The sequence below is a fragment of the Pseudomonas sp. AFG_SD02_1510_Pfu_092 genome (assembly GCF_003331055.1).
GTDB lineage: Bacteria > Pseudomonadota > Gammaproteobacteria > Pseudomonadales > Pseudomonadaceae > Aquipseudomonas.
In genome coordinates this window covers 1-19,826 of the sequence record NZ_PUQD01000049.1, presented here as the reverse complement: position 1 = coordinate 19,826, position 19,826 = coordinate 1, and the positions used below count along the sequence as shown (strand labels likewise).

Annotated in this window: 25 protein-coding genes; 12 read left to right on the top strand and 13 right to left on the bottom strand. The window is 65.4% G+C overall.

Annotated elements, in window-relative coordinates; all coding sequences use genetic code 11:
- Window positions 1-163: 163 nt before the first annotated feature.
- The 3 genes from C6A77_RS18900 to mcpP all read right to left on the bottom strand — a co-directional run bounded on the left by C6A77_RS18900 (window position 164) and on the right by mcpP (window position 3,130).
- Window positions 164-733: an AAA family ATPase gene (locus tag C6A77_RS18900; RefSeq protein ID WP_114170837.1), complete on the bottom strand. Its 570-nt coding sequence runs from the start codon at window positions 731-733 to the stop codon at window positions 164-166.
- Window positions 730-1,296, bottom strand: a complete 567-nt coding sequence (gene pnuC, locus C6A77_RS18895; protein WP_114170836.1) for a nicotinamide riboside transporter PnuC — start codon at window positions 1,294-1,296, stop codon at window positions 730-732. The genes C6A77_RS18900 and pnuC overlap by 4 nt, the downstream gene beginning before the upstream one ends.
- A 199-nt stretch (window positions 1,297-1,495) precedes the next feature.
- Window positions 1,496-3,130, bottom strand: coding sequence for a methyl-accepting chemotaxis protein McpP (gene mcpP, locus C6A77_RS18885; RefSeq protein WP_114170835.1), 1,635 nt, complete (start codon window positions 3,128-3,130; stop codon window positions 1,496-1,498).
- 299 nt (window positions 3,131-3,429) lie between these two features.
- On the opposite strand from mcpP, the gene C6A77_RS18880 reads away from it, so the two are divergent.
- Both C6A77_RS18880 and C6A77_RS18875 read left to right on the top strand, forming a co-directional pair.
- Window positions 3,430-4,260 (top strand): undecaprenyl-diphosphate phosphatase, encoded by an 831-nt coding sequence (locus C6A77_RS18880; protein WP_114170834.1) that lies wholly within the window; start codon window positions 3,430-3,432, stop codon window positions 4,258-4,260.
- Window positions 4,253-4,672 carry a DUF1294 domain-containing protein gene (locus C6A77_RS18875; protein WP_114170833.1) on the top strand — a complete coding sequence of 140 codons (420 nt, stop codon included), beginning with the start codon at window positions 4,253-4,255 and terminating at the stop codon, window positions 4,670-4,672. The genes C6A77_RS18880 and C6A77_RS18875 overlap by 8 nt, the downstream gene beginning before the upstream one ends.
- A 114-nt stretch (window positions 4,673-4,786) precedes the next feature.
- On the opposite strand, the gene C6A77_RS18865 is transcribed toward C6A77_RS18875, so the two are convergent.
- Together C6A77_RS18865 and C6A77_RS18860 are read right to left on the bottom strand one after the other, a co-directional pair.
- Window positions 4,787-5,146, bottom strand: coding sequence for an MmcQ/YjbR family DNA-binding protein (locus C6A77_RS18865; RefSeq protein WP_114170831.1), 360 nt, complete (start codon window positions 5,144-5,146; stop codon window positions 4,787-4,789).
- Window positions 5,139-6,041 (bottom strand): LysR substrate-binding domain-containing protein, encoded by a 903-nt coding sequence (locus tag C6A77_RS18860; protein ID WP_114170830.1) that lies wholly within the window; start codon window positions 6,039-6,041, stop codon window positions 5,139-5,141. Before C6A77_RS18860 ends, C6A77_RS18865 begins: the two co-directional genes overlap by 8 nt.
- 131 nt (window positions 6,042-6,172) lie before the next feature.
- Between C6A77_RS18860 and C6A77_RS18855 the strand changes: the two genes are divergently transcribed.
- The 5 genes from C6A77_RS18855 to C6A77_RS18835 all read left to right on the top strand — a co-directional run bounded on the left by C6A77_RS18855 (window position 6,173) and on the right by C6A77_RS18835 (window position 8,980).
- Complete coding sequence (locus tag C6A77_RS18855) at window positions 6,173-6,784, top strand: FMN-dependent NADH-azoreductase (protein ID WP_114170829.1); 612 nt, start codon at window positions 6,173-6,175, stop codon at window positions 6,782-6,784.
- Window positions 6,785-6,934: 150 nt separating this feature from the next.
- Entirely contained in the window at window positions 6,935-7,819 is an 885-nt protein-coding gene (locus C6A77_RS18850; protein ID WP_114170828.1) for an EamA family transporter, read from the top strand.
- A 61-nt stretch (window positions 7,820-7,880) separates the two neighbouring features.
- A complete protein-coding gene (locus C6A77_RS18845; protein WP_003258990.1) occupies window positions 7,881-8,201 on the top strand; it encodes a YbjQ family protein in 321 nt (106 codons plus the stop codon).
- A gap of 139 nt (window positions 8,202-8,340) precedes the next feature.
- On the top strand, window positions 8,341-8,529 hold the full coding sequence (locus tag C6A77_RS18840; RefSeq protein ID WP_003253897.1) for a hypothetical protein: 189 nt from the start codon (window positions 8,341-8,343) through the stop codon (window positions 8,527-8,529).
- Window positions 8,530-8,668: 139 nt separating this feature from the next.
- Window positions 8,669-8,980 (top strand): hypothetical protein, encoded by a 312-nt coding sequence (locus C6A77_RS18835; protein WP_114170827.1) that lies wholly within the window; start codon window positions 8,669-8,671, stop codon window positions 8,978-8,980.
- A gap of 46 nt (window positions 8,981-9,026) precedes the next feature.
- On the opposite strand, the gene C6A77_RS18830 is transcribed toward C6A77_RS18835, so the two are convergent.
- Both C6A77_RS18830 and ampC read right to left on the bottom strand, forming a co-directional pair.
- A complete protein-coding gene (locus C6A77_RS18830) occupies window positions 9,027-9,359 on the bottom strand; it encodes a hypothetical protein (RefSeq protein ID WP_114170826.1) in 333 nt (110 codons plus the stop codon).
- A gap of 295 nt (window positions 9,360-9,654) precedes the next feature.
- The gene (gene ampC, locus C6A77_RS18825; protein WP_114170825.1) at window positions 9,655-10,797 is read right to left on the bottom strand and encodes a class C beta-lactamase; all 1,143 of its coding nucleotides are present in this window, start codon (window positions 10,795-10,797) and stop codon (window positions 9,655-9,657) included.
- Window positions 10,798-10,916: 119 nt separating this feature from the next.
- Here ampC and C6A77_RS18820 point away from each other — a divergent pair, with 119 nt between their 5' ends.
- The gene (locus C6A77_RS18820; RefSeq protein WP_114170824.1) at window positions 10,917-11,909 is read left to right on the top strand and encodes a bile acid:sodium symporter family protein; all 993 of its coding nucleotides are present in this window, start codon (window positions 10,917-10,919) and stop codon (window positions 11,907-11,909) included.
- 106 nt (window positions 11,910-12,015) lie between these two features.
- Here C6A77_RS18820 and C6A77_RS18815 read toward each other — a convergent pair whose 3' ends face one another.
- Together C6A77_RS18815 and C6A77_RS18810 are read right to left on the bottom strand one after the other, a co-directional pair.
- Window positions 12,016-12,609 (bottom strand): DUF4157 domain-containing protein, encoded by a 594-nt coding sequence (locus C6A77_RS18815; protein ID WP_114170823.1) that lies wholly within the window; start codon window positions 12,607-12,609, stop codon window positions 12,016-12,018.
- Window positions 12,596-13,159 (bottom strand): TetR/AcrR family transcriptional regulator, encoded by a 564-nt coding sequence (locus tag C6A77_RS18810; protein ID WP_114170857.1) that lies wholly within the window; start codon window positions 13,157-13,159, stop codon window positions 12,596-12,598. The genes C6A77_RS18815 and C6A77_RS18810 overlap by 14 nt, the downstream gene beginning before the upstream one ends.
- An 89-nt stretch (window positions 13,160-13,248) precedes the next feature.
- On the opposite strand from C6A77_RS18810, the gene C6A77_RS18805 reads away from it, so the two are divergent.
- Window positions 13,249-13,980, top strand: a complete 732-nt coding sequence (locus tag C6A77_RS18805; protein ID WP_114170822.1) for an SDR family oxidoreductase — start codon at window positions 13,249-13,251, stop codon at window positions 13,978-13,980.
- Between the two features lie 29 nt (window positions 13,981-14,009).
- Window positions 14,010-14,627, top strand: a complete 618-nt coding sequence (locus C6A77_RS18800) for a 2-hydroxychromene-2-carboxylate isomerase (protein WP_114170821.1) — start codon at window positions 14,010-14,012, stop codon at window positions 14,625-14,627.
- A gap of 73 nt (window positions 14,628-14,700) precedes the next feature.
- Here C6A77_RS18800 and C6A77_RS18795 read toward each other — a convergent pair whose 3' ends face one another.
- The 4 genes from C6A77_RS18795 to C6A77_RS18780 all read right to left on the bottom strand — a co-directional run bounded on the left by C6A77_RS18795 (window position 14,701) and on the right by C6A77_RS18780 (window position 18,200).
- A complete protein-coding gene (locus C6A77_RS18795; protein ID WP_046616603.1) occupies window positions 14,701-15,246 on the bottom strand; it encodes a cupin domain-containing protein in 546 nt (181 codons plus the stop codon).
- An 81-nt stretch (window positions 15,247-15,327) separates the two neighbouring features.
- Window positions 15,328-16,533, bottom strand: a complete 1,206-nt coding sequence (locus C6A77_RS18790) for an MFS transporter (RefSeq protein WP_114170820.1) — start codon at window positions 16,531-16,533, stop codon at window positions 15,328-15,330.
- Between the two features lie 84 nt (window positions 16,534-16,617).
- Window positions 16,618-17,151, bottom strand: a complete 534-nt coding sequence (locus tag C6A77_RS18785; RefSeq protein WP_114170819.1) for a cytochrome b/b6 domain-containing protein — start codon at window positions 17,149-17,151, stop codon at window positions 16,618-16,620.
- A complete protein-coding gene (locus C6A77_RS18780; protein ID WP_114170818.1) occupies window positions 17,148-18,200 on the bottom strand; it encodes a catalase family peroxidase in 1,053 nt (350 codons plus the stop codon). The genes C6A77_RS18785 and C6A77_RS18780 overlap by 4 nt, the downstream gene beginning before the upstream one ends.
- A gap of 124 nt (window positions 18,201-18,324) precedes the next feature.
- On the opposite strand from C6A77_RS18780, the gene C6A77_RS18775 reads away from it, so the two are divergent.
- Together C6A77_RS18775 and C6A77_RS18770 are read left to right on the top strand one after the other, a co-directional pair.
- A complete protein-coding gene (locus C6A77_RS18775) occupies window positions 18,325-18,846 on the top strand; it encodes a sigma-70 family RNA polymerase sigma factor (RefSeq protein WP_114170817.1) in 522 nt (173 codons plus the stop codon).
- Entirely contained in the window at window positions 18,843-19,595 is a 753-nt protein-coding gene (locus tag C6A77_RS18770) for an anti-sigma factor (RefSeq protein ID WP_114170816.1), read from the top strand. The genes C6A77_RS18775 and C6A77_RS18770 overlap by 4 nt, the downstream gene beginning before the upstream one ends.
- Window positions 19,596-19,826 lie beyond the last annotated feature (231 nt).

Below are 19,826 nucleotides of genomic sequence, written 5' to 3'. Positions count from 1 at the left end.
TCGCCGCTGAAACAGGCAGCCGCGCGCGCTGCCGGCAAAGCCAGCAGCGCCGTTGGCAAAGAGGGTTTTGGCAGGGGTGTTTCAGCGGCTTGACAGGGCCGCCCCAGGCGCGGGGAAGCCTTGCAGTTTCAGGGCTTTTGCGCCCTTGGCCTGTGTCAGGCGGTTAACACTCGGTGGCGCAGGCTGGCGCATCGCTATCAATGAGCTTAGCCACTGTTTGTAGGGCCAGCAACTGGCGCTGTGGCCAATCGCCCTCAATTATCTGGTACGCCTGGTGATGCCGTTGCAACCAGTGCAGGCTGTCGTCGAAAAAGCGCTGGCGGTCACGCAGTTCGGGCTGGCTGCGCTGGCCATCGGCAACCCAGTCCACACCTTGCGGGCTGAGCAACAGGTGCAGGTCATAACGGCGGGCCAGCAGTGCCGGTTCCAGCCAGACCGGGCAGTCATCGAACAAGGCCCGGCTCCAGAGCATGTTGCTGAGCAGGTGGGTGTCGAGTATCAGCAGCGGCGGCGCCTGCTCGCGGGCGCGGTCTTCCCAGGCCAGCTGGCCGCGGGCGATGGTGGGGATATCGGCGTAGCAGGTGTCGCGGCCTTCCTGCTCGATGAAGTGGCGCACGTATTCGGCCACCACCACACCGCCGAAATGCGCCTGGATCACCCCGCTGAGCCAGCTTTTGCCGCTGGATTCCGGGCCGCACAGCACCAGCACTTTCATCGCCTGCTGCGCGCTCATGGCTGCACCAGCGCCGGGTCACGGCGCCATTCGAGCCAGCCGCGCACGGCAATCAGGGTGAGCACGGCGAAGAAGCCGGCGGTGAAATACAGCTGCTGGTGCAGGTACTGGGCCACATAGATGATGTCCACCACCACCCACAGAGGCCAGCATTGCAGGCGCTTTTGCGCCATCCACAGTTGTGCCACCAGGCTGAAGCCGGTCAGCGCGGCATCCAGCCAGGGCAGGGCGGCGTCGGTCCAGTTGGCCATGGCGGCGCCCAGCACGGCGCTCAGCAGCACCCCGACGGCCAGGCCGGTGAACACCGCCGGGCGTTGCAGGCGCGAGACCTGGCGGGCGTCTTCGGCATGCCCCGGGCGCTTCCATTGCCACCAGCCGTAAACCTGGAGGATCGCGTAGGCCAGTTGCAGCAGCATGCCCGAGTACAGCTTCACCTCGTAGAACAGCCAGCCATAGATCAGCACCATGACCAGGCCGATCGGCCAGCACCAGGCATTTTGCCTGACCGTGAGCCAGACAGCGGTGACGCCCAGCACGGCGGCGATGAGTTCAAGGCCGGACATCGGCGATCCTTGGAGACTACAGGGAGGGGCGCGATTGTAGCGGGTCGGTGGACGAAGGAGTAGGGCGCAATAGGGAGCGACGCCCCCACAGGTGTCGCAGCTCCCTGTGGGAGCGGCTTCAGCCGCGAACACCGGCGCAGCCGGTGCCATGCACCGCGCTGGATTCTTCGCGGCTAAAGCCGCTCCCACAGACCGCTTGCTATACCCGGAACTGGCGCAGCAATTGCTCCAGCTCTTCGCTCAACTGCCCCAATGCCACGCCGGCATCGCTGGACTGGCGCGCCGCATCGGCGGTCTGCTGGGACAACCCGGCGGTATCCAGCACATTGCGGTTGATCTCTTCGACCACATGCGACTGCTGCAAGGTGGCGCTGGCAATGGAAGCATTCAAGGCGGTGAGGTTGTTCAGCACCTGGTTGATGGCATCCAGGCTGGCCCCGGCCTCGCGGGCCTGCTCGATGGTCTGGCGCGAAGCCTCGCTGCTGGTGTCGATGGCCTTGACCGCAGCGTCGGACTGGCTCTGCAGGTGCTCGATCATGGTATGGATCTCGGCAGTCGACTGCGCAGTGCGCTGGGCCAGCAGGCGCACTTCATCGGCGACCACGGCAAAGCCGCGCCCTTGCTCGCCGGCCCGCGCCGCTTCGATGGCGGCGTTCAGTGCCAGCAGGTTGGTCTGTTCGGCAATCGAGCGGATCACATCCAGCACACCGCCGATGCGCGTGCTGTGCCCGGCCAGGTCGCGGATCACCTGCACAGCCTGGTCGATGGTCAGCGACAGCTTGTCGATCTGTGCCAGGCTGCCGTGAATGGCTTCCTGGCCATGCGCCACCTGCTGCTGGGCGGTGCGCATTTCCCCGGCAGCCTGCTCGGCGGTCTTGGCCACATCCTGCACGGCGTAGGTCACCTCATTGACCGCCGTGGCCACCTGGTCCATCTGCAACGATTGCTGGGCGCTGTGCTGTTGCGCGGCACCGGCATTGTCGCCGACATGCCCGGCAGACGCGGCCAGGGCATGGGCGGCGCCTTGCAGCTGGCCGATCACGCCTTGCAGCTTGCCGTTGAAGCGGTTGAAGTGCTCGCCCAGGTGGCTGATTTCGTCGCGGCCGTGGGTGTCCAGGCGCCGGGTCAGGTCGCTCTCGCCGCTGGCGATGTTGCCCATGGCCTGCACCGCTTCCTGCAACGGCTGGGCAATGCTGCGGGCGATCAGCATGACCACCAGCGCCATCAGCAGGGCAATCGCCAGGCCCACCAGCGAGGCGTCGCGCAACTGGCGGCTGAATTCGGCCTGCACGTCATCGACGTACACGCCAGAACCGATGATCCAGCCCCACGGTTTGAACAGCTGGATATAGGAGGTCTTGGCCACCGGCTCGCTGGCGCCGGGCTTGGGCCAGCGGTAGTTGACCGGGCCGGCATCCTGCTGCCGGGCCAGGGCGACCATTTCGTTGAACACGGCAAAACCGTCGGGGTCGCGAATCGCCGACAGGTCCTTGCCATCGAGTTTGGGGTTGGCCGGATGCATGATCATCTTCGGCCCCAGGTCGTTGATCCAGAAGTAGTCGTCGTGGTCGTAGCGCAAGGCGCGTACCACTTGCAGCGCCTGTTGCTGGGCGGCTTCGCGGCTGAGCGTGCCGGCCGCCTCCAGGCCCTGGTAATAGGCCAGCACACCAGCTGCGGTCTGCACCACATGGCGGGTCTTTTCCGCTTTGGCCTGGTACAGGTCGCCGTGGATCTGGCGCAGCATCAGCAGGCCCAACACCACCAGCATCGCCACTGCCACCAGCAGGATCAGCCACAGACGCCGGCTGATGGACATCGATCTCAGGGTTTTCATCCCACAGCTCCCGGATTGTTCTTTTTATTCAGGTGCATCCAAGCATGCTTTGCGCAAAGCCCCTACTCGACTAATGGCTAAGTGATATACGTCCTATAGTCTGCAGCAGTTCGTACAGGTTGATTGCACAAGCGTTCTGTCAGGATTTCGGCCGCGCAAGATGAAAGCTTTAGGCGCCATGAACTTTTCTGCTGGCGTTACGCCCAACAGTCGCTGTAAAACTGCCGGGCCGCGCGCGGCAATTTCAAGCAAATCAAGAACAAGGAGCCTGCAGCGAGCAGCGCTCCATTGGGGGAACGATGGATTTTTGGACTGCCTTCCAGGCAATCATCTTAGGCGTGGTCGAAGGACTGACGGAGTTTCTGCCGATCTCCAGTACCGGCCACCAGATCATCGTCGCCGACCTGATCGGGTTTGGCGGCGAACGGGCCATGGCATTCAACATCATCATCCAGCTGGCGGCGATCCTGGCGGTGGTGTGGGAGTTTCGGGCAAAAATCCTCGAGGTGGTGTTTGGCCTGAGCAGCCAGCCGACGGCGCGGCGCTTCACCGGCAACCTGTTGCTGGCGTTTCTGCCGGCGGTGGTGCTGGGGGTGCTGTTCGCCGACCTGATTCACCATTACCTGTTCAACCCGATCACCGTGGCGGCGGCGCTGGTGGTGGGCGGGGTGATCATGCTCTGGGCCGAGCGCCGCGAGCACCGCGTGGAGGTCGACCACGTTGATGAGATGCGCTGGAGCCATGCGCTGAAGATCGGCTTCATCCAGTGCCTGGCGATGATCCCGGGCACCTCGCGTTCCGGCTCGACCATTATCGGTGGCCTGCTGTTCGGCCTGTCGCGCAAGGCGGCGACCGAGTTCTCGTTCTTCCTGGCGATGCCGACCATGGTCGGTGCGGCGGTGTATTCCGGCTACAAGTACCGCGACCTGTTCCAGCCTGGCGACCTGCCGGTATTCGCCATCGGTTTCGTCACCTCGTTCATCTTTGCCATGATCGCCGTGCGTGGCCTGCTCAAGTTCATCGCCAACCACAGCTACGCGGCCTTTGCCTGGTATCGCATCGCCTTTGGCCTGCTGATTCTGGCCACCTGGCAATTCGGCTGGGTCGATTGGGCCACGGCAAATGGCTGAGGCAGCGCGGCGGCAAGGCGCGCAGGGCGTGCGCAATGTGCGCCTGAAGCTGCTGCTGTTGGGCCTGCTGTGCCTGTTGCCAGGCCTGGGTGCGGCGCGCATGGCCTGGCACGACCAGGCCTGGTGGTTGCTGGCGCTGTACCCGGCAATGAGCCTGATCAGCCTGTTGCTGTACTGGCAGGATAAACAGCAGGCGCGTACGCAAGCCTGGCGGACCCCGGAAAAGGTCCTGCATGCCAGCGAGCTGTTGGGCGGCTGGCCGGGCGCGTTGCTGGCGCAGCAGCTGTTTCGGCACAAGACACGCAAGGTTTCGTACCAGGTGGTGTTCTGGGCGATCGTGCTGCTGCACCAGGTGTTCTGGGCGGACTGGCTGTTCCTTGGCGGGCGGTATCTGCCATTCAGTGATATGTGACTGTGCCGGCCCTTTCGCGGGTAAACCCGCTCCCACAGGTGCTGGGCAAGTCTTGAGACCAGCAGAGAACCGTGTGGGAGCGGGTTTACCCGCGAAAGGGCCGGCACAGAGCACTCACAATACCAATCCCACCTGCAACCGCTTCGGTAAGCGCCGCACCACCAGCTGGTGCGAGCGCTGCAACAAATCGCAGAGTTCATCCCGCGCCATGGGGTAGGGCGCCGCCATGCTGACCCACCGGGCCCGCGCCAGGTACGGCGCCGGCCGGACCCCGGGGCGGTCGCAATAGCCGAGAAACAACTCGTCGGCAACTTTGAACGACAACCCTGCACCCGCCAGGTCGAGCACCGCGAACATCTTGTTGCCCGCCACCGAAAACACCCGGATGCCGCCCCATTTGTAGTCTTCCCGCGCCCCCGGCAGGCTCAGGCACAACGCCGCTACCTCGGCTTCGCTCATGTTCCGCTCAGACATAGCGCTCTCCACAGGCCTCGAACGAAGCCGCCAGGTGGTCGATCCATACCCGCACCGCTGGCAGCAAGCCGCGCCGGTGCGGGTACACCGCTTGCAGGTAACCGCCCGGCAGCGACCAGTCTGGCAGCAGACGCACCAGTTCGCCGCGTGCCAGCTCTTCTTCACAGAACATGCTGGGCAGCGCGGTGAACCCGAGACCGGCCCGTACAGCTGCATTACGTACCACGAAATCGTCGATTGCCAGGCGCGGTTCCAGGGCCAGGTCCTGCTGTTTGCCGTGCGGGCCGAACAGGCGGAAGTGTACCAACCGGTCGGCCTCGGCGGCGCCCAGCACCGGCAATGACGCCAGCTCGCCGGGTTCGCGGATGTGATCGGCAAAACCGGGCGCGGCCACCAGCTGCATCTGTGCCTGGCGTAGACGGCGGGTGACCAGCGCCGGGTCTTCGTCGCCCAGGTCGCGCACGCGCAGGGCCACGTCGATGCCTTCGGAAATCAGGTCGACGCGGCGGTTGAGCAGCACCATGTCCAGCTGCACCAGCGGGTACTGCGCGAGAAAGCGGCTGATCACCTCCGGCAGGAAGGCGTGGGCCAGCGCTACCGGGCAGGACACCCGCAAGCGCCCGCGCGGCTCGCTGCTCATGCTGGCCACGGTTTCGTCGGCGGCTTCGGCTTCCAGCAACATGGCCTGGCAGTGGTGCAGGTAGCGCTCGCCCACGGCGGTGAGCTTCAGTTGCCGTGTGGTGCGTTGCAGCAGGCGGGTGCCCAGGCGCTCTTCGAGTTCGGCGATACGCCGCGACAGGCGCGACTTGGGGATGCCCAGCTGGCGCCCGGCAGCGGCGAAACCGCCGGCTTCGACCACGCGGGCAAAATAGAAGAGGTCGTTGAGGTCTTGCATGGGAATGTCTCACTGTTCCACCTGTGGGACAAACTAACGCATTTTTGCCGACTTATCAGCCATTGGTGGCGCCGGTAGGATTCTCCCCATCGTGATCGCCACACCGCGGTCGTCATTCACAGGAGAGTCCCATGAAACTGTTGCACATCGATTCGAGCATCCTGGGCGACAATTCCGCCTCCCGCCAGCTGAGCCGCGAAGTGGTCGAAGCGTGGAAAGCCGCCGACCCTGCTGTGCAAGTGGTGTACCGTGACCTGGCTGCTGATGCCATCGCCCACTTCTCCGCCGCGACCCTGGTTGCAGCTGGCACCCCTGAAGACATGCGTGATGCCGCCCAGGCCTTCGAAGCCAGGCTGAGCGCGGAAACCCTGGAAGAGTTCCTGGCGGCCGATGCGGTGGTGATCGGCGCACCGATGTACAACTTCACCGTGCCGACCCAGCTCAAGGCCTGGATCGACCGCGTCGCCGTGGCTGGCAAGACCTTCCGCTACACCGAAGCCGGCCCGGAAGGCCTGTGTGGCAACAAGAAAGTGGTGCTGGTGTCCACCGCTGGCGGCCTGCACGCTGGTCAGCCGACGGCTGCCGGGCATGAGGACTTCCTCAAGGTGTTCCTCGGCTTCATCGGCGTCACCGACCTGGAAATCGTCCGCGCCCATGGCCTGGCCTACGGCCCCGAGCAGCGCAGCCAGGCACTCGACGCTGCCCAGGCGCAGATTGCCAACGAGCTGTTCGCCGCCGCCTGACCCTGTTCTCTGAACACATGCGCAACCGTTCGGGCTGTAACAGCCGCACTGTTGCGCAACCCTTGACCGCAACTGTGCCGGTCCCTGTCAAAGGAATAGCCTTATGCTGTAACGAAATATGTCTAGAAAAGCCTGAAGAAGGATGTCGCAATGCCGCTCAAGGACCTGCTCATCGCCCTGGTGGTGATTGTCGCCTGGGGAGTCAACTTCGTGGTCATCAAGGTTGGCCTCGATGGTTTGCCGCCGATGTTGCTGGGGGCATTGCGCTTCTTGCTGGTAGCGTTCCCGGCGATTTTGCTGGTCAAACGACCCAAGCTGCCCTGGCGCTGGCTGATTGCCTATGGCGCGACCATTTCGCTGGGCCAGTTCGCCTTCCTGTTCCAGGCCATGTACAGCGGCATGCCGCCAGGTCTGGCCTCGCTGATCCTGCAGTCGCAGGCATTCTTCACCCTCGGCTTCGCCGCGCTGTTCCTCGGGGAGCGGTTGCGCCTGGCCAGCGTGTTCGGGCTGCTGGTAGCAGCCAGCGGCCTGGCCCTGATCGGCAGTGAAGACGGCGGCCATGTGCCGCTGCTGGCATTGCTGCTGACCCTGTGTGGCGGGGCCATGTGGGGGATGGGCAACATCATTACCCGGCGCTTCGGCTCGGTGAACCTGGTGGCGCTGGTGATCTGGGGCGGGCTGATCCCGCCGCTGCCGTTCCTGGCGTTGTCCTGGTGGCTGGAAGGGCCGCAGCGCATCGGCGATGCCCTGGTCAATATCAGCTGGAGTTCGGTACTGGCCCTGGCCTACCTGGCGTTCGTCGCCACCATGCTCGGCTACAGCCTGTGGAGCACGCTGCTGTCGCGTCACCCGGCGGGCAAGGTGGCGCCGTTCTCGTTGCTGGTGCCGGTGATCGGCCTGAGTTCGTCGGCGCTGTTGCTGGGCGAGCGCCTGACCGCCACCCAGGGCTGGGGCGCCTTGCTGGTGATGGCCGGGTTGCTGGTGAATGTCTTCGGCGCCCGCATCGGCCAGCGGTTGCGCGCCGCCACCGCGTGAAGCGTCACGCCTGCACTCTGTTAGAATCACGCTCTTTTGCCAGGCCAATGGAGTGCAGCCCATGATCATTTCCACCACCAGCCAGCTCGAAGGCCGCCCGATTGCCGAATACCTGGGTGTGGTCAGTTCCGAATCGGTGCAGGGCATCAACTTCGTGCGCGATTTTTTTGCACGTTTTCGCGACTTCTTCGGCGGCCGTTCGCAAACCCTGGAAAGCGCACTGCGCGAGGCCCGCGAGCAGGCCACCGAAGAACTGAAAGCGCGGGCACGGCAGTTGCAGGCGGATGCGGTAGTGGGTGTGGATTTCGAGATCAGCATGCCGTCGGTACAGGGCGGCATGGTCGTGGTATTTGCTACCGGCACGGCGGTGCGTTTGAAATAGGCGTTCTGCCGCTGGTCGGGCCCCAGAGGTCAGCCTGGGCGGTCTGCAAATGACCAGCTAGTCTCACTTTCACAGGCCGCGCTTGTCTGGGCAACCATTGTGGTTTGCCGGCGCGTCCGCCACTGGAGGGAGACAGGGCATGAGCGAATCCTTTTTCGAAGACCTGAACGACGCGTTCCCGATCAACAGCCAGGTGCGTTGCGGCCAGGCGGCGTTCCGCCTGGGCTTCGCCCACATGACACTGGATGATTCCGAACAGCTCCAGCCTGCACATTTGCAGCGCAGCAAAAAAGGCCGCTTCATGCCGCGGGTTCCGCTGAAGAAGTGATCCCGCTCCAGCACAACCCCGCCGAACGGCGGGGTTTTTATTGCCATTTATTGATCCGCCTCATGGCATTGCCGGGTAGCGCTCGCCGAATGGGCATGGCTGTGGTTTTCTGACGCTGCATTCCAGCAACGGAGGATGAATGCTCATGCGAGTCAGGGAAGATACCTATTGGCAATGGGCCGATGCCCAGCTGCACAGCCGCTGCCATGAAGAAGCGCTCAGCGATGGCACCACGCTGGATGTGCAGGTGCGCCTGTCGCGCCTGGGGGCTACCCAGCTGTTCCTGGGGCTGTATGCCGCTGATGGGCGGGCATTGCTGGAGGAGTATTACCCCGCGCGGCCAGGCGAGACCATGACCCGCGCCCTGGTATGGGGTGTCGACCGCGCCCGGGCCATGGCTACCGGCGCCTTGCCGTTGCCGGATACCCGCCGGCAGCTACGCCAGGCATGAAAAAGCCCGGCCTATGCGGGCCGGGCTCAGGTACAGGTGGCAACCCTCAATTGAGCGGTTCGATCACCTTGACTGCCTGCTGCTCACGGGCAGCGGGCCATTCTTGTTGCAGGGTATGCAGGACACGGCCCACGAACTCGGTGTCGGCGGCGGCCTTCTTGCCGACGTAGCCTTGGCCACGGCGGTAGACCTTGAAGCGGGCACGCATGCTCGGCAGGTGCTCTTCGAATTCATCCTCAACGGTGTTCGGTGGCAGGCGGTCGAGGCGCACTTCACCGGTCTGGCTGACCCACAGCAAGTGGTCATCGAGGCTGTCCTTGCGTACGGCGAACAGCTGGGCCAATTGATCGATAGTCGGATTGTTGTTCAAGTTCATCATAAAGCCCCCATTACCCATTTGATTTTTCACAGTCGGCGCCACCACGGTGTAGCGCACTACCAAGGCTGCTACAGCAGCATCGCAACAGGGGCTTTCTCACGCTGCCTTTTGGACAGTTTCCCTCTCCACGGACGGCCTGCGTTACCGCGCAGGCCGTCTGGAACACCCTTGCCACCGCTCCCGATCAGGGAGACGGCTTCATCATGCCCAAGGGCGATGAACGGCGTCAACCGTTTTGTAGTGAATATTTTTCCTCACTACATTCTGTCATTTTGTTCGACAATCTCGCGCGGCACTACAACCCGGACAGAATGTCGAAGGCGGCGCGTACCCGGGCTTCGTTGGGGTAATTGCGGTTGGCCAGCAACACTACCGCCAGTTGTTCGGAAGGCACGAACGCGGCGTAGGCGCCAAAGCCATTGGTCGAACCGGTCTTGTTGTACCAGGCTGCCGGCAACGCGGGCAGGGGCGGTTGCAGGCGTGTGGTTGCCTGCGGTTCGCGGATAAGCTGCGGGCTGTTGCCAGCGACCAGGGTGGCCAGCGTGACCGGGTAGGGGTAACGCTCCCAGCCCAGGCCCTGGGTCATGGCGCCGACCTGAAAGTACCCTTGCCGGGTAATGGCCGTGGCTTGTTCCACAGCCGGCGGCAAGCCCTGCGGCTGCAGGTGCAGGCGCACATAACGCAACAGGTCGCTGGCGCTGGTCTTGATGCCGTAGGCTTCGTCGGCGTAGGGGCCGGGGCCGACCCGTACTGGCTGGTCGGCGCTGTCGTAGCCCTGGGCATACAGCCCCTGGGCGCTGGCCGGGACCTGCAGGTAGGTGTTTTCCAGGCCCATTTTTGCCAGCAGGCCTTCGCTCATCAGTGTGGCGAAGGGCTGGTGCTGCGCCCGTGCGGCGAGGTCACCGAACAGGCCCAGGCTGGGGTTCGAGTAGCAACGCTGGGTGCCCGGTTTCGCGCGGGGTTGCCAGTGGCGGAAGAAGTCCACCACCTGCTGTGGCGTCTGCACCGCATCCGGGAACTGCAGCGGCAGGCAGTCGGCACTGTAGGCGCCCAGTTCCAGCACGCTGGCGTCGCCGAGCGGGGTGCCGGCAAGCGCCGGGTGATAGCGCTTGGCCGGCGCCGCGAGGTCCAGCTTGCCCTCGGCGCTGGCCAGGGCCGCCAGGGTGGCGGTGTAGGTCTTGCTCAGCGAACCGATCTCGAACAGCGTGTCGCGGCTGACCGGCACCTGGTCAGCCTTGCTGGCCACGCCGTAGCTGAAGTAGTGCGCATGGTTGCGGGCATAGATGGCCACGGCCATGCCGGTAATGCCTTGCTCCTGCATCAGCGGGCGGATGATCTGGTCGACCTTGGCCTGCAACTGGTCGTCGGCGTGGGCCGCGCCGTGGCTGAAGGCAAGGGTGATGGCGGCGGCGAGTGCGGCCAGGCGGGAGCGGGGCATGGGCGGGTCCTTTGCTGGAACGTGTCCGTTGAGCGACACCGGTGGGGGTTCCGGCGTTAGCGGCGAAAAGCCGAAGACCTTATCGTCTGCCGTTGCACAATGACAAGACGGAAACTGTGATGAAGTATTTGCGCATGTTGTTCGACAACTTCACCCTGGCGTTGCTCGGGGTGGTACTGATTGCCACCGTGCTGCCGTGTTCGGGCGACGGCGCGGTGTATTTCGGGTGGCTGACCAACCTGGCCATCGGCCTGCTGTTCTTCCTGCATGGCGCCAAGCTGTCGCGCGAAGCAATCATCGCCGGCGCCGGGCACTGGCGCCTGCACCTGCTGGTGTTCTCCTGCACCTTCGTGCTGTTCCCGCTGCTGGGCCTGGCGTTCAAGCCGCTGTTCGTGCCGCTGGTGGGCAACGAGCTGTACCTGGGCGTGCTGTACCTGTGCGCCTTGCCGGCGACCGTGCAATCGGCGATCGCCTTCACTTCGCTGGCGCGCGGCAACGTGCCGGCGGCCATTTGCAGTGCGGCGGCCTCCAGCCTGCTGGGCATCTTCCTAACCCCGTTGCTGGTGATGATGTTGCTGGGGGCCAGCGGTGATACCGGCTCTGGTCTGGACGCCGTGGTGAAGATCACCTTGCAGCTGCTGGTGCCGTTCGTGGCCGGGCAGATCGCCCGGCGCTGGATCGGCGCCTGGGTCAAGCGCAATGCGCGCTGGCTGAAGGTGGTGGACCAGGGCTCGATCCTGCTGGTGGTGTACACCGCGTTCAGCGAGGCGGTGGTTACCGGGCTGTGGCATACGGTGTCGGCGCAGCACCTGGCCGGGTTGTTCGTCGTCTGCGGGATCTTGCTGGCGGTGGTGCTGTATGGCACCCGTGTGCTGGGCAAGGCGTTGGGTTTTGACCTGGAGGACCGCATCACCATCCTGTTCGCCGGCTCGAAGAAAAGCCTGGCCACTGGTGTGCCGATGGCCCAGGTGCTGTTCGTCGGCAGTGGCATTGGCGCGATGATCCTGCCGCTGATGCTGTTCCACCAGATCCAGTTGATGGTCTGTGCCGTGCTGGCCCAGCGCTATGCGGGCCGTGAGCAGGCGGCTGAAGAGGCTTCGCCAGCGTCCTGACCAGGCTGCCGCAAAGCCAGGGCAACCTACTCATGTTGCCTGCCAGGGCCTCATCGCTGGCAAGCCAGGCTCCCACAGATACTGCGCGGTCGGGGCAGCCCCCGACCTATCTGGCCTGGCCTGAGCCACGCGCGCGCAAAGCCTTGCCGACCTCGGCCTCGATCTTGTACGCCGGCGCCTCCAGCTCGTCGTAGTTGCGCGTATAGCGCCGGGCGAACTCTTCCACACCCAGTTGCTGATACTGCTGCACGTGCTTGAGCTCGTGCGCCCACAACGCCACGTTGTCCTCGGCATCGGCGGGCCGGCGGAAAATGATCGTGTCGATCAGGGTCACGGCGTTCACATCGGGGTTCTGCAGCAGCGCATTGGCCGCGCTCATCTGTTGTTCGTCACCGACCCGGAAGCGCGCTGCGTCCAGTACGGCGAAGTCATACCAGGCTTCGAGCTGCGCGCGGATATGCAACGGGATCGGCTCGACGCCGCTGGCCGTGGCTTCGTCGCGGGCCTGCTGCAATGCGTAGACCAGGCTGGAGGAAGCCATGACTTCCACATCCTTGAGAATCTGCCCGGCCTGGCCGGGGTCGATCGGGGCACAGAAGCACCCCATCAGGCACACCTGATATTGCCCTGGCGGGCAGGCCTGTTCGGCGAACGCAGGCACGGCCAGCAGCAGCCCCAGCAGTAGGCTAATCCGCTTCATGCAGGGCTTTCTCGACAAAGTGGCGGCTGGCGTCCAGCACCTGGGTCTGCACGCTTTCCGTGGCCAGCATGCGCCCGACCAGCAACGCGCCGACGCACTGGCTGATCAGCACCCAGGCCAGTTCGTGGTCCTCCAGCGTCGCGCTCCAGGCTCGATGCAGTTCAACCAGCCAGTGCTCGGCCACTGCGCGCACCGGGGTTTCGGCCCGGGCAATCTCCACCCCCAATGGCGGCAGCGGGCAGCCACCTTCGGCATTGTGCAGGTGGGCCAGGCTCAGGTATTGCTGCAGGCAACGGCCCAGGCGTTCACGGCTGGCACCCTCGTTGGCCAGGCGCGCCAGCGGGCTGTTGCACAGTTCCTGGCGCACCACCTCGGTGAACAGGTCGTCCTTGGACGGGAAATGGTTGTAGAACGCGCCGCCGGTCAGGCCGATCGCCTTCATCAGGCCGGCCACGCCGGTGCTGGAAAAACCCCCGCGCTTGGCCAGCGCGCCGCTGCTCGCCAGCAGCCGTTCGCGGGTTTGTTTCTTGTGTTCATTCGAGTAACGCATTCGCTTGTCCCAGCAGCCAGGCTTGACGGAGGTGGCGATCATAACATAGCGTTCGTTAACTAAACGATCATTCACCAATGGAGGCAGGCATGACAGAACAACAAAAAGTAGTGCTGGTGATCGGTGCCGGGGATGCCACCGGTGGCGAGATTGCCAAGCGCTTTGCCCGCGAAGGCTACATTGCCTGCGTGACCCGGCGCCAGGCCGACAAATTGCAGCCACTGCTCGAGGAAATCCGTGCCGCCGGCGGCCAGGCGTATGGCTTTGGCTCCGATGCGCGCAAGGAAGAGGACGTAGCGGCGCTGGTCGAGACGATCGAGCGCGACATTGGTGCGATCGAAGCATTTGTCTTCAACATCGGCGCCAATGTGCCGTGCAGCGTGCTTGAGGAAACCCCGCGCAAGTATTTCAAGATTTGGGAGATGGCCTGCTTTGCCGGTTTTCTCACCGCCCAGGCGGTCGCCCGTCGCATGGTCCAGCGCGAGCGCGGCACGATTCTGTTCACCGGTGCCACCGCCGGCACCCGTGGCGCGGCGGGCTTTGCCGCGTTCGCTGGGGCCAAGCACGCGCTGCGCGCCCTGGCGCAAAGCATGGCGCGCGAACTGGGGCCGCGTAACATCCATGTGGCCCATGTGGTGGTCGACGGGGCCATCGACACCGCTTTCATTCGTGACAGTTTCCCCGAGCGTTACGCCCTCAAGCATCAGGACGGCATTCTCGCGCCGGCCCACATCGCCGACAGCTACTGGTTTCTGCACGCCCAGCCGCGCGACGCCTGGACCTTCGAGCTAGACCTGCGGCCGTGGATGGAACGCTGGTAAACCTCTTTCACCGCGCAAGGACCCTGATCATGCACAAGACTGTCGATTTCTTCTTTGACCTGGGCAGCCCGGCCAGCTACCTGGCCTGGACGCAACTGCCTGGCCTGTGTGCCCGCCAAGGTGCCACACTGCGCTACCAGCCGATGCTGCTGGGTGGCGTGTTCCAGGCCACCGGCAACGCCTCGCCCGCGATGATTCCGGCCAAGGGCCGCTACATGTTCACCGACCTGGCGCGTTTCGCCGAGCGCTATGGCGTGCCATTCGGCTTGCCGCCGGGGTTCCCGGTCAACACCCTGACCTTGATGCGCGGGTTGACGGGCACCCGGTTGCGTTCGCCGGAACGCTTCGAGGCACTGCTGGCGGTGCTGTTCAACGGGCTGTGGGTAGCGCGTCGCAACCTGAGCGATAGCACGGTGCTGGATGAAACCTTGAGCCAGGCCGGCTTCGACCCGCAGGCGTTCCACGCGCTGGCGGCGGATGGCGAAGTGAAGGCTGCGCTCAAGCAGGCGACTGACCAGGCGGTGCAGCGTGGGGTATTCGGCGCGCCCGCCTGTTTTGTCGGCGATGCCATGTTCTTCGGCCAGGACCGCCTGGACTTCGTCGAAGCGGCGCTGCGTCAAGGTGCCGACAGCATGGCGGCTGATTGAGAGACGCAAGGCCGCGCCAACAGGATTGTCGTATCACCTGTGGGAGCGGCTTCAGCCGCGCCATCTAGTTAAATCAGAAGTTCGCCGGTGTGTTGGCGCTGATGATCTCGGCCTCGTCCGGGCCGATGTTCTTGAAACTGTGCGGTAGGGTAGTGGGGATGTAGTACCCGTCGCCCGAGTTGAGCACGCTCACCTGGCCATCCACCCACAGTTCGACGGTGCCGCGGGTAACCAGGCCGCACTCTTCCCCCTCGGCATGCACGATCGGTTCGCCCGAGTCGGCACCCGGTGCATACAGTTCACGCAGCATGCGCATCTGCCGGCCTTCGACGCTGGCGCCGACCAGCAGCATGCGCAGGCCGTTACGGCCCAGGTCTGGCTGTTCGCTACCGCGGAACACGTAGCGCTCTTCGCGCACCGGCTCGTCGAAGCTGAAGAATTCCGCCAGGCTCATCGGAATCCCCTCGAGCAGCTTTTTCAGGGAGCTGACCGAAGGGCTGACGCGATTCTGTTCGATCTGCGAGATCGTCGAATTGGTCAGCCCGCTGCGGCGGGCCAGTTCCCGTTGGGAGAGGTTGTTGCGTTCACGCACCAGTTTGAGTCGCGTCCCCGTGTCCATAGCCGCCTTGTAATGAGAGGTGTCAAAAATAATGAGCGATGCGCATTAAAACATACTCTGCACGCTTGCGCGCTGTGCTTGTCAGGCCCGCGGTGCGCGGGGCATCGGCCATGACCCGACCAGCAGCAACAGCAGCGCCACCATCAGGAATGGCAAGCGTGGATCCAGGCCGTAGACCAAGGTGCCGGCCAGCGGCCCGATCACCGCGCCCATGCCTTGGGCGGCACCAATGGAGCCGGCCGTGGCGCCTTGCTCGGAGGCGTGCATGGCATTGGCGGCCAGCGCAGAGAACGCCGGGAAGACAAAGCCCATGCCCGCCGCCGCGACGAAGTAGCAGGCCCACAGCCAGGGCGCCGTGGTCGCCAGCGAACCGCAGGCAAAGCCCAGGGCCGAGACCGTGGCGCCGACGCGGATCATTTTCAGCGGTGGCCATTCCAGCCGGCGCAGCAGCACCTGGGCCAGAATCAACGCCACGCCCACCGTGGTCAGGGCGATGCCGGCCGCCTGGGCGGCTTCGGCAGGGGCCAGTTGCAGGCGGTCGAGGGCGAAGAAACCGACGACGATCTGCGACACCGTCACGCTGAGCATGGCGCTGAACGCCACCACCAGCGGCCGACGCAGACGCGGGTCGTTCAGCCGCACCGGGCTGGGGGCATGGCCATGCGGCAGGGCGTGCGGCTTGAGGGTGACCAGCAGAACCATGAAGGCCGTGGCCGGCAGTAGCGACATGATATGGAACGGCAGGCTCAGGCTATGCCGCGCCAGCAGCGCGGCCAGCGCCGGCCCCAGCACCAGGCCGACAGCGTTGGCCGCCCCCAGCGAAGCCATGGCCCGGGCCCGCCGTTGTGGTTCGACATGGTCGGCGATCAGCGCGTTGCAGCCCACCGGAATGGCGGCATAGAACGCGCCGATGCAACCGCGTGCGACCATCAGCCCGACGAAGGCCAGCGTCGCCCCCGGCAGCCAGCGCAGCGCACCTTCGACGAACAGACACAGCAGCCAGTAGGCCAGGGTGAAACCACCACTGCCCAGCAGCAGGATACGCCGCCGCCCCAGGCGGTCTGCGGCGCGCCCCCAGGGCCGCGCCAGTAGCACCCAGACCACGCCCGACACGGTAACGGCAGCGCCGGCCTGCCAGGTGGCGATGCCGAGCTGGCGGGCGATCGGGCCGATCAGGGCGACGAAGGCCATCATCGACATGGTGCAGGCCATGTTGGCCAGCAGCAGCGGGCGCAAGTCCAGGGTGCTGGCGCTTGCGAGGGTGGCAGGATCCTTTGCGACATTCATGGGGGCAGTCCAGGGATGAGGGCGGCAAGCAGTAAGCCGATCTTGTCGGAATCATCGGTCATCGGGCCGCCCGGCTGCCGTGGGTCATTCGCTGCGGCGCAGGGGGCCAGGCCACATGCTACGCAACACGCCGTCGCGGCGCACCCAGGCATGCAGCAATGCCGCGCCCACATGCACCAGCACCGTGGCAAACAGCAGGTAGCCAGCCCAACCATGGGCCTGGCGCAGCACCGCGTAAATCTGCAGGTCGTGCGGGGCAATCGCGGGCAAACCCAGCGGGCGCGGGTAGCCGCCTGCCGACAGCATGGCCCAGCCCAGCAGCGGCATGCCCAGCATCAGGCCATACAGCAGCAGGTGCGAAGCCCCGGCGGCCCAGCGTTGCACGGGCGGCAGGTCGCGGGGCAGGGCCGGGTGCGGCAGCGCCAGGCGTACGCCGATGCGCAGTACCACCAGCACCAGCAGCGCCAGGCCGGTGGCCTTGTGCAGCCCGATCAGCAGCGGGTAGCGCAGCGACAGGTCGCTGACCATGCTCACGCCGATCAACAGCATGGCCAGGATCAGTACCGCCATCAACCAGTGCAACAGGCGGGCGAGGGGATGGAAAGCATCGGGTTTCATGGGCGGGCTCCGGTGCCGAGCGATTCGCGGCTGCGGCGGTTGAAGGACTCCGAATAGGCCGCCGAACGGGCGGCGAGGATCGGGTCGGCAGAGGGCTCGATACCGCGCGGGAGGATCAGCGGGTCGAAGTTGAGGTCGCGGCAGGCGCCTTGTTCGGGGCCGTCGACCTGCTCCAGCACCAGGGTGCCGGCGTCGATGCTGCGCCGTTCGGCCGGCCAGCGGCTGGCGGGGTCATCCACCGCATCGCCAGGTTCCGCCAGCACCAGGCGCAGCGTCCAGCGCAACGGGCCTTGGGCCAGGCGTTGCTGCAGGTCGTGCTGCAGGAACTGCTTGTCATCGACCTGGGCGGGCAGGGCGGCAAATGCCGTCTGCGGCTCCAGTTGCCAACGCACCGGGTGGGCCGCGCCGCTTGCGTCGATCAGGTGGAAGGCGTTGATGCTGTGGTACTGGGTGCTGGCAAAGCTGTTGCTGGGCTTGTAGCCCGCCGCCCATTGGCGAAACGCCGCGCTTTCCGGGTGGACGGCAAAAAACGCCTGCAGTTTGCCGGGGTCCGGTTTGCCGGTGGCCGGGTCTGGCGCTCCCGCCAGCACCTGCTCATAAAACGCCTGCGGCGTGCTGATCGCCAGCACCGGCGGGGTGTTCATGCCGGTACGCCAGACTTGCCCGTCGTCAGTGCTCAGCTCGATGGCCAGGCTGCGTACCGGTATGCTGGTGTCCGGTGCGAACGGGTTGGCGCCGCCGATGGCGAAGCGGCCGATCACCGGCACGCGCGCCTGGCTGAATGCCCGCGCGACGGACAGCGTGGCCGCTTGCCCGCTGGGCTGGAAGTAGCCGCTGACGCACAGGCCTTTGGCGTGGTTCTTGCGGTAACCCGGGTAATGCCCGGCCTGGGCTTCGAAGGTGTCGATGATGCGTTGTGGCGTCAGCCGGGTTTCGCCGAGCCAGCCGGCGGCATAGGCGAAGCCGGCGCCTGCGGCCAGCATCACGGCGCCAATGGCGGCCAGGCGCAGGGCCTTGGCCGGGCCGTGCAGGGGTGGGTTCATGGTCATGGTCCGGTTCAGTGAAGGTGCCGGTACGACGGCGTAGGGAAAATTTTATTCCCGCCGCGGGAATAGAATTTCCTCACCGACGTCTGCCTCTTACACTGACCACCCCAGACACCGGGACTTTGCCATGCATGATCTGGACGACCCCCAGTGGCGCGAGCTACTGGCTCGCCTGCGCCGCTTTGCCGTGTGGCTGACCCGCGAGCCGGGCAGCGCCGACGACCTGGTGCAGGCCACGGTCGAGCGGGCGTTGAGCCGGCGCGACCAGCAACGCGACGCCGATGCGTTGCGCGCCTGGCTGTTCACCATCCTTTATCGGCTGTTCCTCGACGGCAAGCGCCGCGACCGCCTGCACGCGCGCTGGCTGTCGTGGTTCGGCCGTGGCGAGCGCGACGACGAGCCGCTCGGCGACAACCTCGAGGCCATTGTCCTGGCCCAGGCCGACCTGCAGGCCTTCGCCCGGCTCACGGCAGAACAGCGTGCCTTGCTGCTGCTGGTCAGCATCGAAGGCTTGAGTTACAAGGAAGCCGCTCAGGCCTTGGGTATTCCCATCGGTACGGTGATGTCGCGCCTGTCGCGCGCGCGCAATGCCTTGCGTGAACTGACCGAGGGCAGCCCCCGGCCCCCAGCCTTGCGGAGACTGAAATGACGCGCCTGATCCCCAGCGAAGACGAATTGCACGCTTACGTCGACCAGCGCCTGGACGCCGCACGCCGTGCCGAAGTACAGGCCTGGCTGGCGGCCAACCCGCAAGCGGCGGCCACGGTCGAGGGCTGGCAAGCCGATGCCCGTCGGCTGCGTACGGCGCTGGCCGGGTTCGCCGAGGGGCCTGGGGCGCCGCCGCTGGAGCTAGGCCGGTTGCGCCGGCAAGTGCGCCACCGCCGCCAGCGGCGCTGGGCCACGGCGGCGGTGCTGTTGCTGGCGTTGGGTGTGGGAGGCCTGGGCGGTTGGCAGGTGCGCGATGCGCGCTTGGCGCGTGCCGACCTGCCCATGGCCGATGCGGTGCAGGCGCACCGCTTGTTCGCTGGCAGCGAGGCGCTGGATATCCAGGCCAGCGACCCGGGCCAGCTGCGGGACTGGCTGGGGCGCCATTTCAACCGCGTCGGCCAGTTGCCGGACCTTGCTGGCTATGGCTTCAAACCGGTGGGCGCGCGTCTGCTCAGCAATGAGCAGGGGCCGGCGGCGTTGCTGGTGTTCGAGGATGGCAAGGGCCAGCGCATCAGCCTGTTCCTGCGTTCACCGGGTGATCAGTACCGGCGCATGCCGGACGGGCAGCGGGTGGATGGCCAGCTGGAGGCGCGGTACTGGTCGCATGGGGCTTACAACTTTGCTCTGGTCAGTGCGGCGGACGATGTGCGTGGGGCGGGGGTGAGGGAGGCGTTGCGGTTGGGCTTGTGAATGAGCGAGGTCAGCGGGGTGGATGGCACCGGCTACGCCGGTGTTCGCGGCTAAAGCCGCTCCCACAGGTACCGCGTGAGCCCTAGGCCTGCGCGATTCCATGTGGGAGCGGGCAAGCCCGCGAAGCAGGCGACACGGTGGATGGCACCGGCTGCGCCGGTGTTCGCGGCTAAAGCCGCTCCCACAGGTACCGCGTGAGCCCTAGGCCTGCGCGATTCCATGTGGGAGCGG

What these genes read in the sequence shown, in the direction of transcription:
- C6A77_RS18865 (WP_114170831.1), bottom strand. Translation starts at nt 5,146, where the DNA reads ATGTCTGAGCGGAACATGAGCGAAGCCGAGGTAGCGGCGTTGTGCCTG.
- C6A77_RS18775 (WP_114170817.1), top strand. Translation starts at nt 18,325, where the DNA reads ATGCATGATCTGGACGACCCCCAGTGGCGCGAGCTACTGGCTCGCCTG.
- C6A77_RS18780 (WP_114170818.1), bottom strand. Translation starts at nt 18,200, where the DNA reads ATGACCATGAACCCACCCCTGCACGGCCCGGCCAAGGCCCTGCGCCTG.
- C6A77_RS18840 (WP_003253897.1), top strand. Translation starts at nt 8,341, where the DNA reads ATGAGCGAATCCTTTTTCGAAGACCTGAACGACGCGTTCCCGATCAAC.
- mcpP (WP_114170835.1), bottom strand. Translation starts at nt 3,130, where the DNA reads ATGAAAACCCTGAGATCGATGTCCATCAGCCGGCGTCTGTGGCTGATC.
- C6A77_RS18845 (WP_003258990.1), top strand. Translation starts at nt 7,881, where the DNA reads ATGATCATTTCCACCACCAGCCAGCTCGAAGGCCGCCCGATTGCCGAA.
- C6A77_RS18875 (WP_114170833.1), top strand. Translation starts at nt 4,253, where the DNA reads ATGGCTGAGGCAGCGCGGCGGCAAGGCGCGCAGGGCGTGCGCAATGTG.
- C6A77_RS18820 (WP_114170824.1), top strand. Translation starts at nt 10,917, where the DNA reads ATGAAGTATTTGCGCATGTTGTTCGACAACTTCACCCTGGCGTTGCTC.
- ampC (WP_114170825.1), bottom strand. Translation starts at nt 10,797, where the DNA reads ATGCCCCGCTCCCGCCTGGCCGCACTCGCCGCCGCCATCACCCTTGCC.
- C6A77_RS18860 (WP_114170830.1), bottom strand. Translation starts at nt 6,041, where the DNA reads ATGCAAGACCTCAACGACCTCTTCTATTTTGCCCGCGTGGTCGAAGCC.
- C6A77_RS18815 (WP_114170823.1), bottom strand. Translation starts at nt 12,609, where the DNA reads ATGAAGCGGATTAGCCTACTGCTGGGGCTGCTGCTGGCCGTGCCTGCG.
- C6A77_RS18805 (WP_114170822.1), top strand. Translation starts at nt 13,249, where the DNA reads ATGACAGAACAACAAAAAGTAGTGCTGGTGATCGGTGCCGGGGATGCC.
- pnuC (WP_114170836.1), bottom strand. Translation starts at nt 1,296, where the DNA reads ATGTCCGGCCTTGAACTCATCGCCGCCGTGCTGGGCGTCACCGCTGTC.
- C6A77_RS18785 (WP_114170819.1), bottom strand. Translation starts at nt 17,151, where the DNA reads ATGAAACCCGATGCTTTCCATCCCCTCGCCCGCCTGTTGCACTGGTTG.
- C6A77_RS18850 (WP_114170828.1), top strand. Translation starts at nt 6,935, where the DNA reads ATGCCGCTCAAGGACCTGCTCATCGCCCTGGTGGTGATTGTCGCCTGG.
- C6A77_RS18830 (WP_114170826.1), bottom strand. Translation starts at nt 9,359, where the DNA reads ATGATGAACTTGAACAACAATCCGACTATCGATCAATTGGCCCAGCTG.
- C6A77_RS18900 (WP_114170837.1), bottom strand. Translation starts at nt 733, where the DNA reads ATGAGCGCGCAGCAGGCGATGAAAGTGCTGGTGCTGTGCGGCCCGGAA.
- C6A77_RS18800 (WP_114170821.1), top strand. Translation starts at nt 14,010, where the DNA reads ATGCACAAGACTGTCGATTTCTTCTTTGACCTGGGCAGCCCGGCCAGC.
- C6A77_RS18880 (WP_114170834.1), top strand. Translation starts at nt 3,430, where the DNA reads ATGGATTTTTGGACTGCCTTCCAGGCAATCATCTTAGGCGTGGTCGAA.
- C6A77_RS18810 (WP_114170857.1), bottom strand. Translation starts at nt 13,159, where the DNA reads ATGCGTTACTCGAATGAACACAAGAAACAAACCCGCGAACGGCTGCTG.
- C6A77_RS18795 (WP_046616603.1), bottom strand. Translation starts at nt 15,246, where the DNA reads ATGGACACGGGGACGCGACTCAAACTGGTGCGTGAACGCAACAACCTC.
- C6A77_RS18770 (WP_114170816.1), top strand. Translation starts at nt 18,843, where the DNA reads ATGACGCGCCTGATCCCCAGCGAAGACGAATTGCACGCTTACGTCGAC.
- C6A77_RS18835 (WP_114170827.1), top strand. Translation starts at nt 8,669, where the DNA reads ATGCTCATGCGAGTCAGGGAAGATACCTATTGGCAATGGGCCGATGCC.
- C6A77_RS18790 (WP_114170820.1), bottom strand. Translation starts at nt 16,533, where the DNA reads ATGAATGTCGCAAAGGATCCTGCCACCCTCGCAAGCGCCAGCACCCTG.
- C6A77_RS18855 (WP_114170829.1), top strand. Translation starts at nt 6,173, where the DNA reads ATGAAACTGTTGCACATCGATTCGAGCATCCTGGGCGACAATTCCGCC.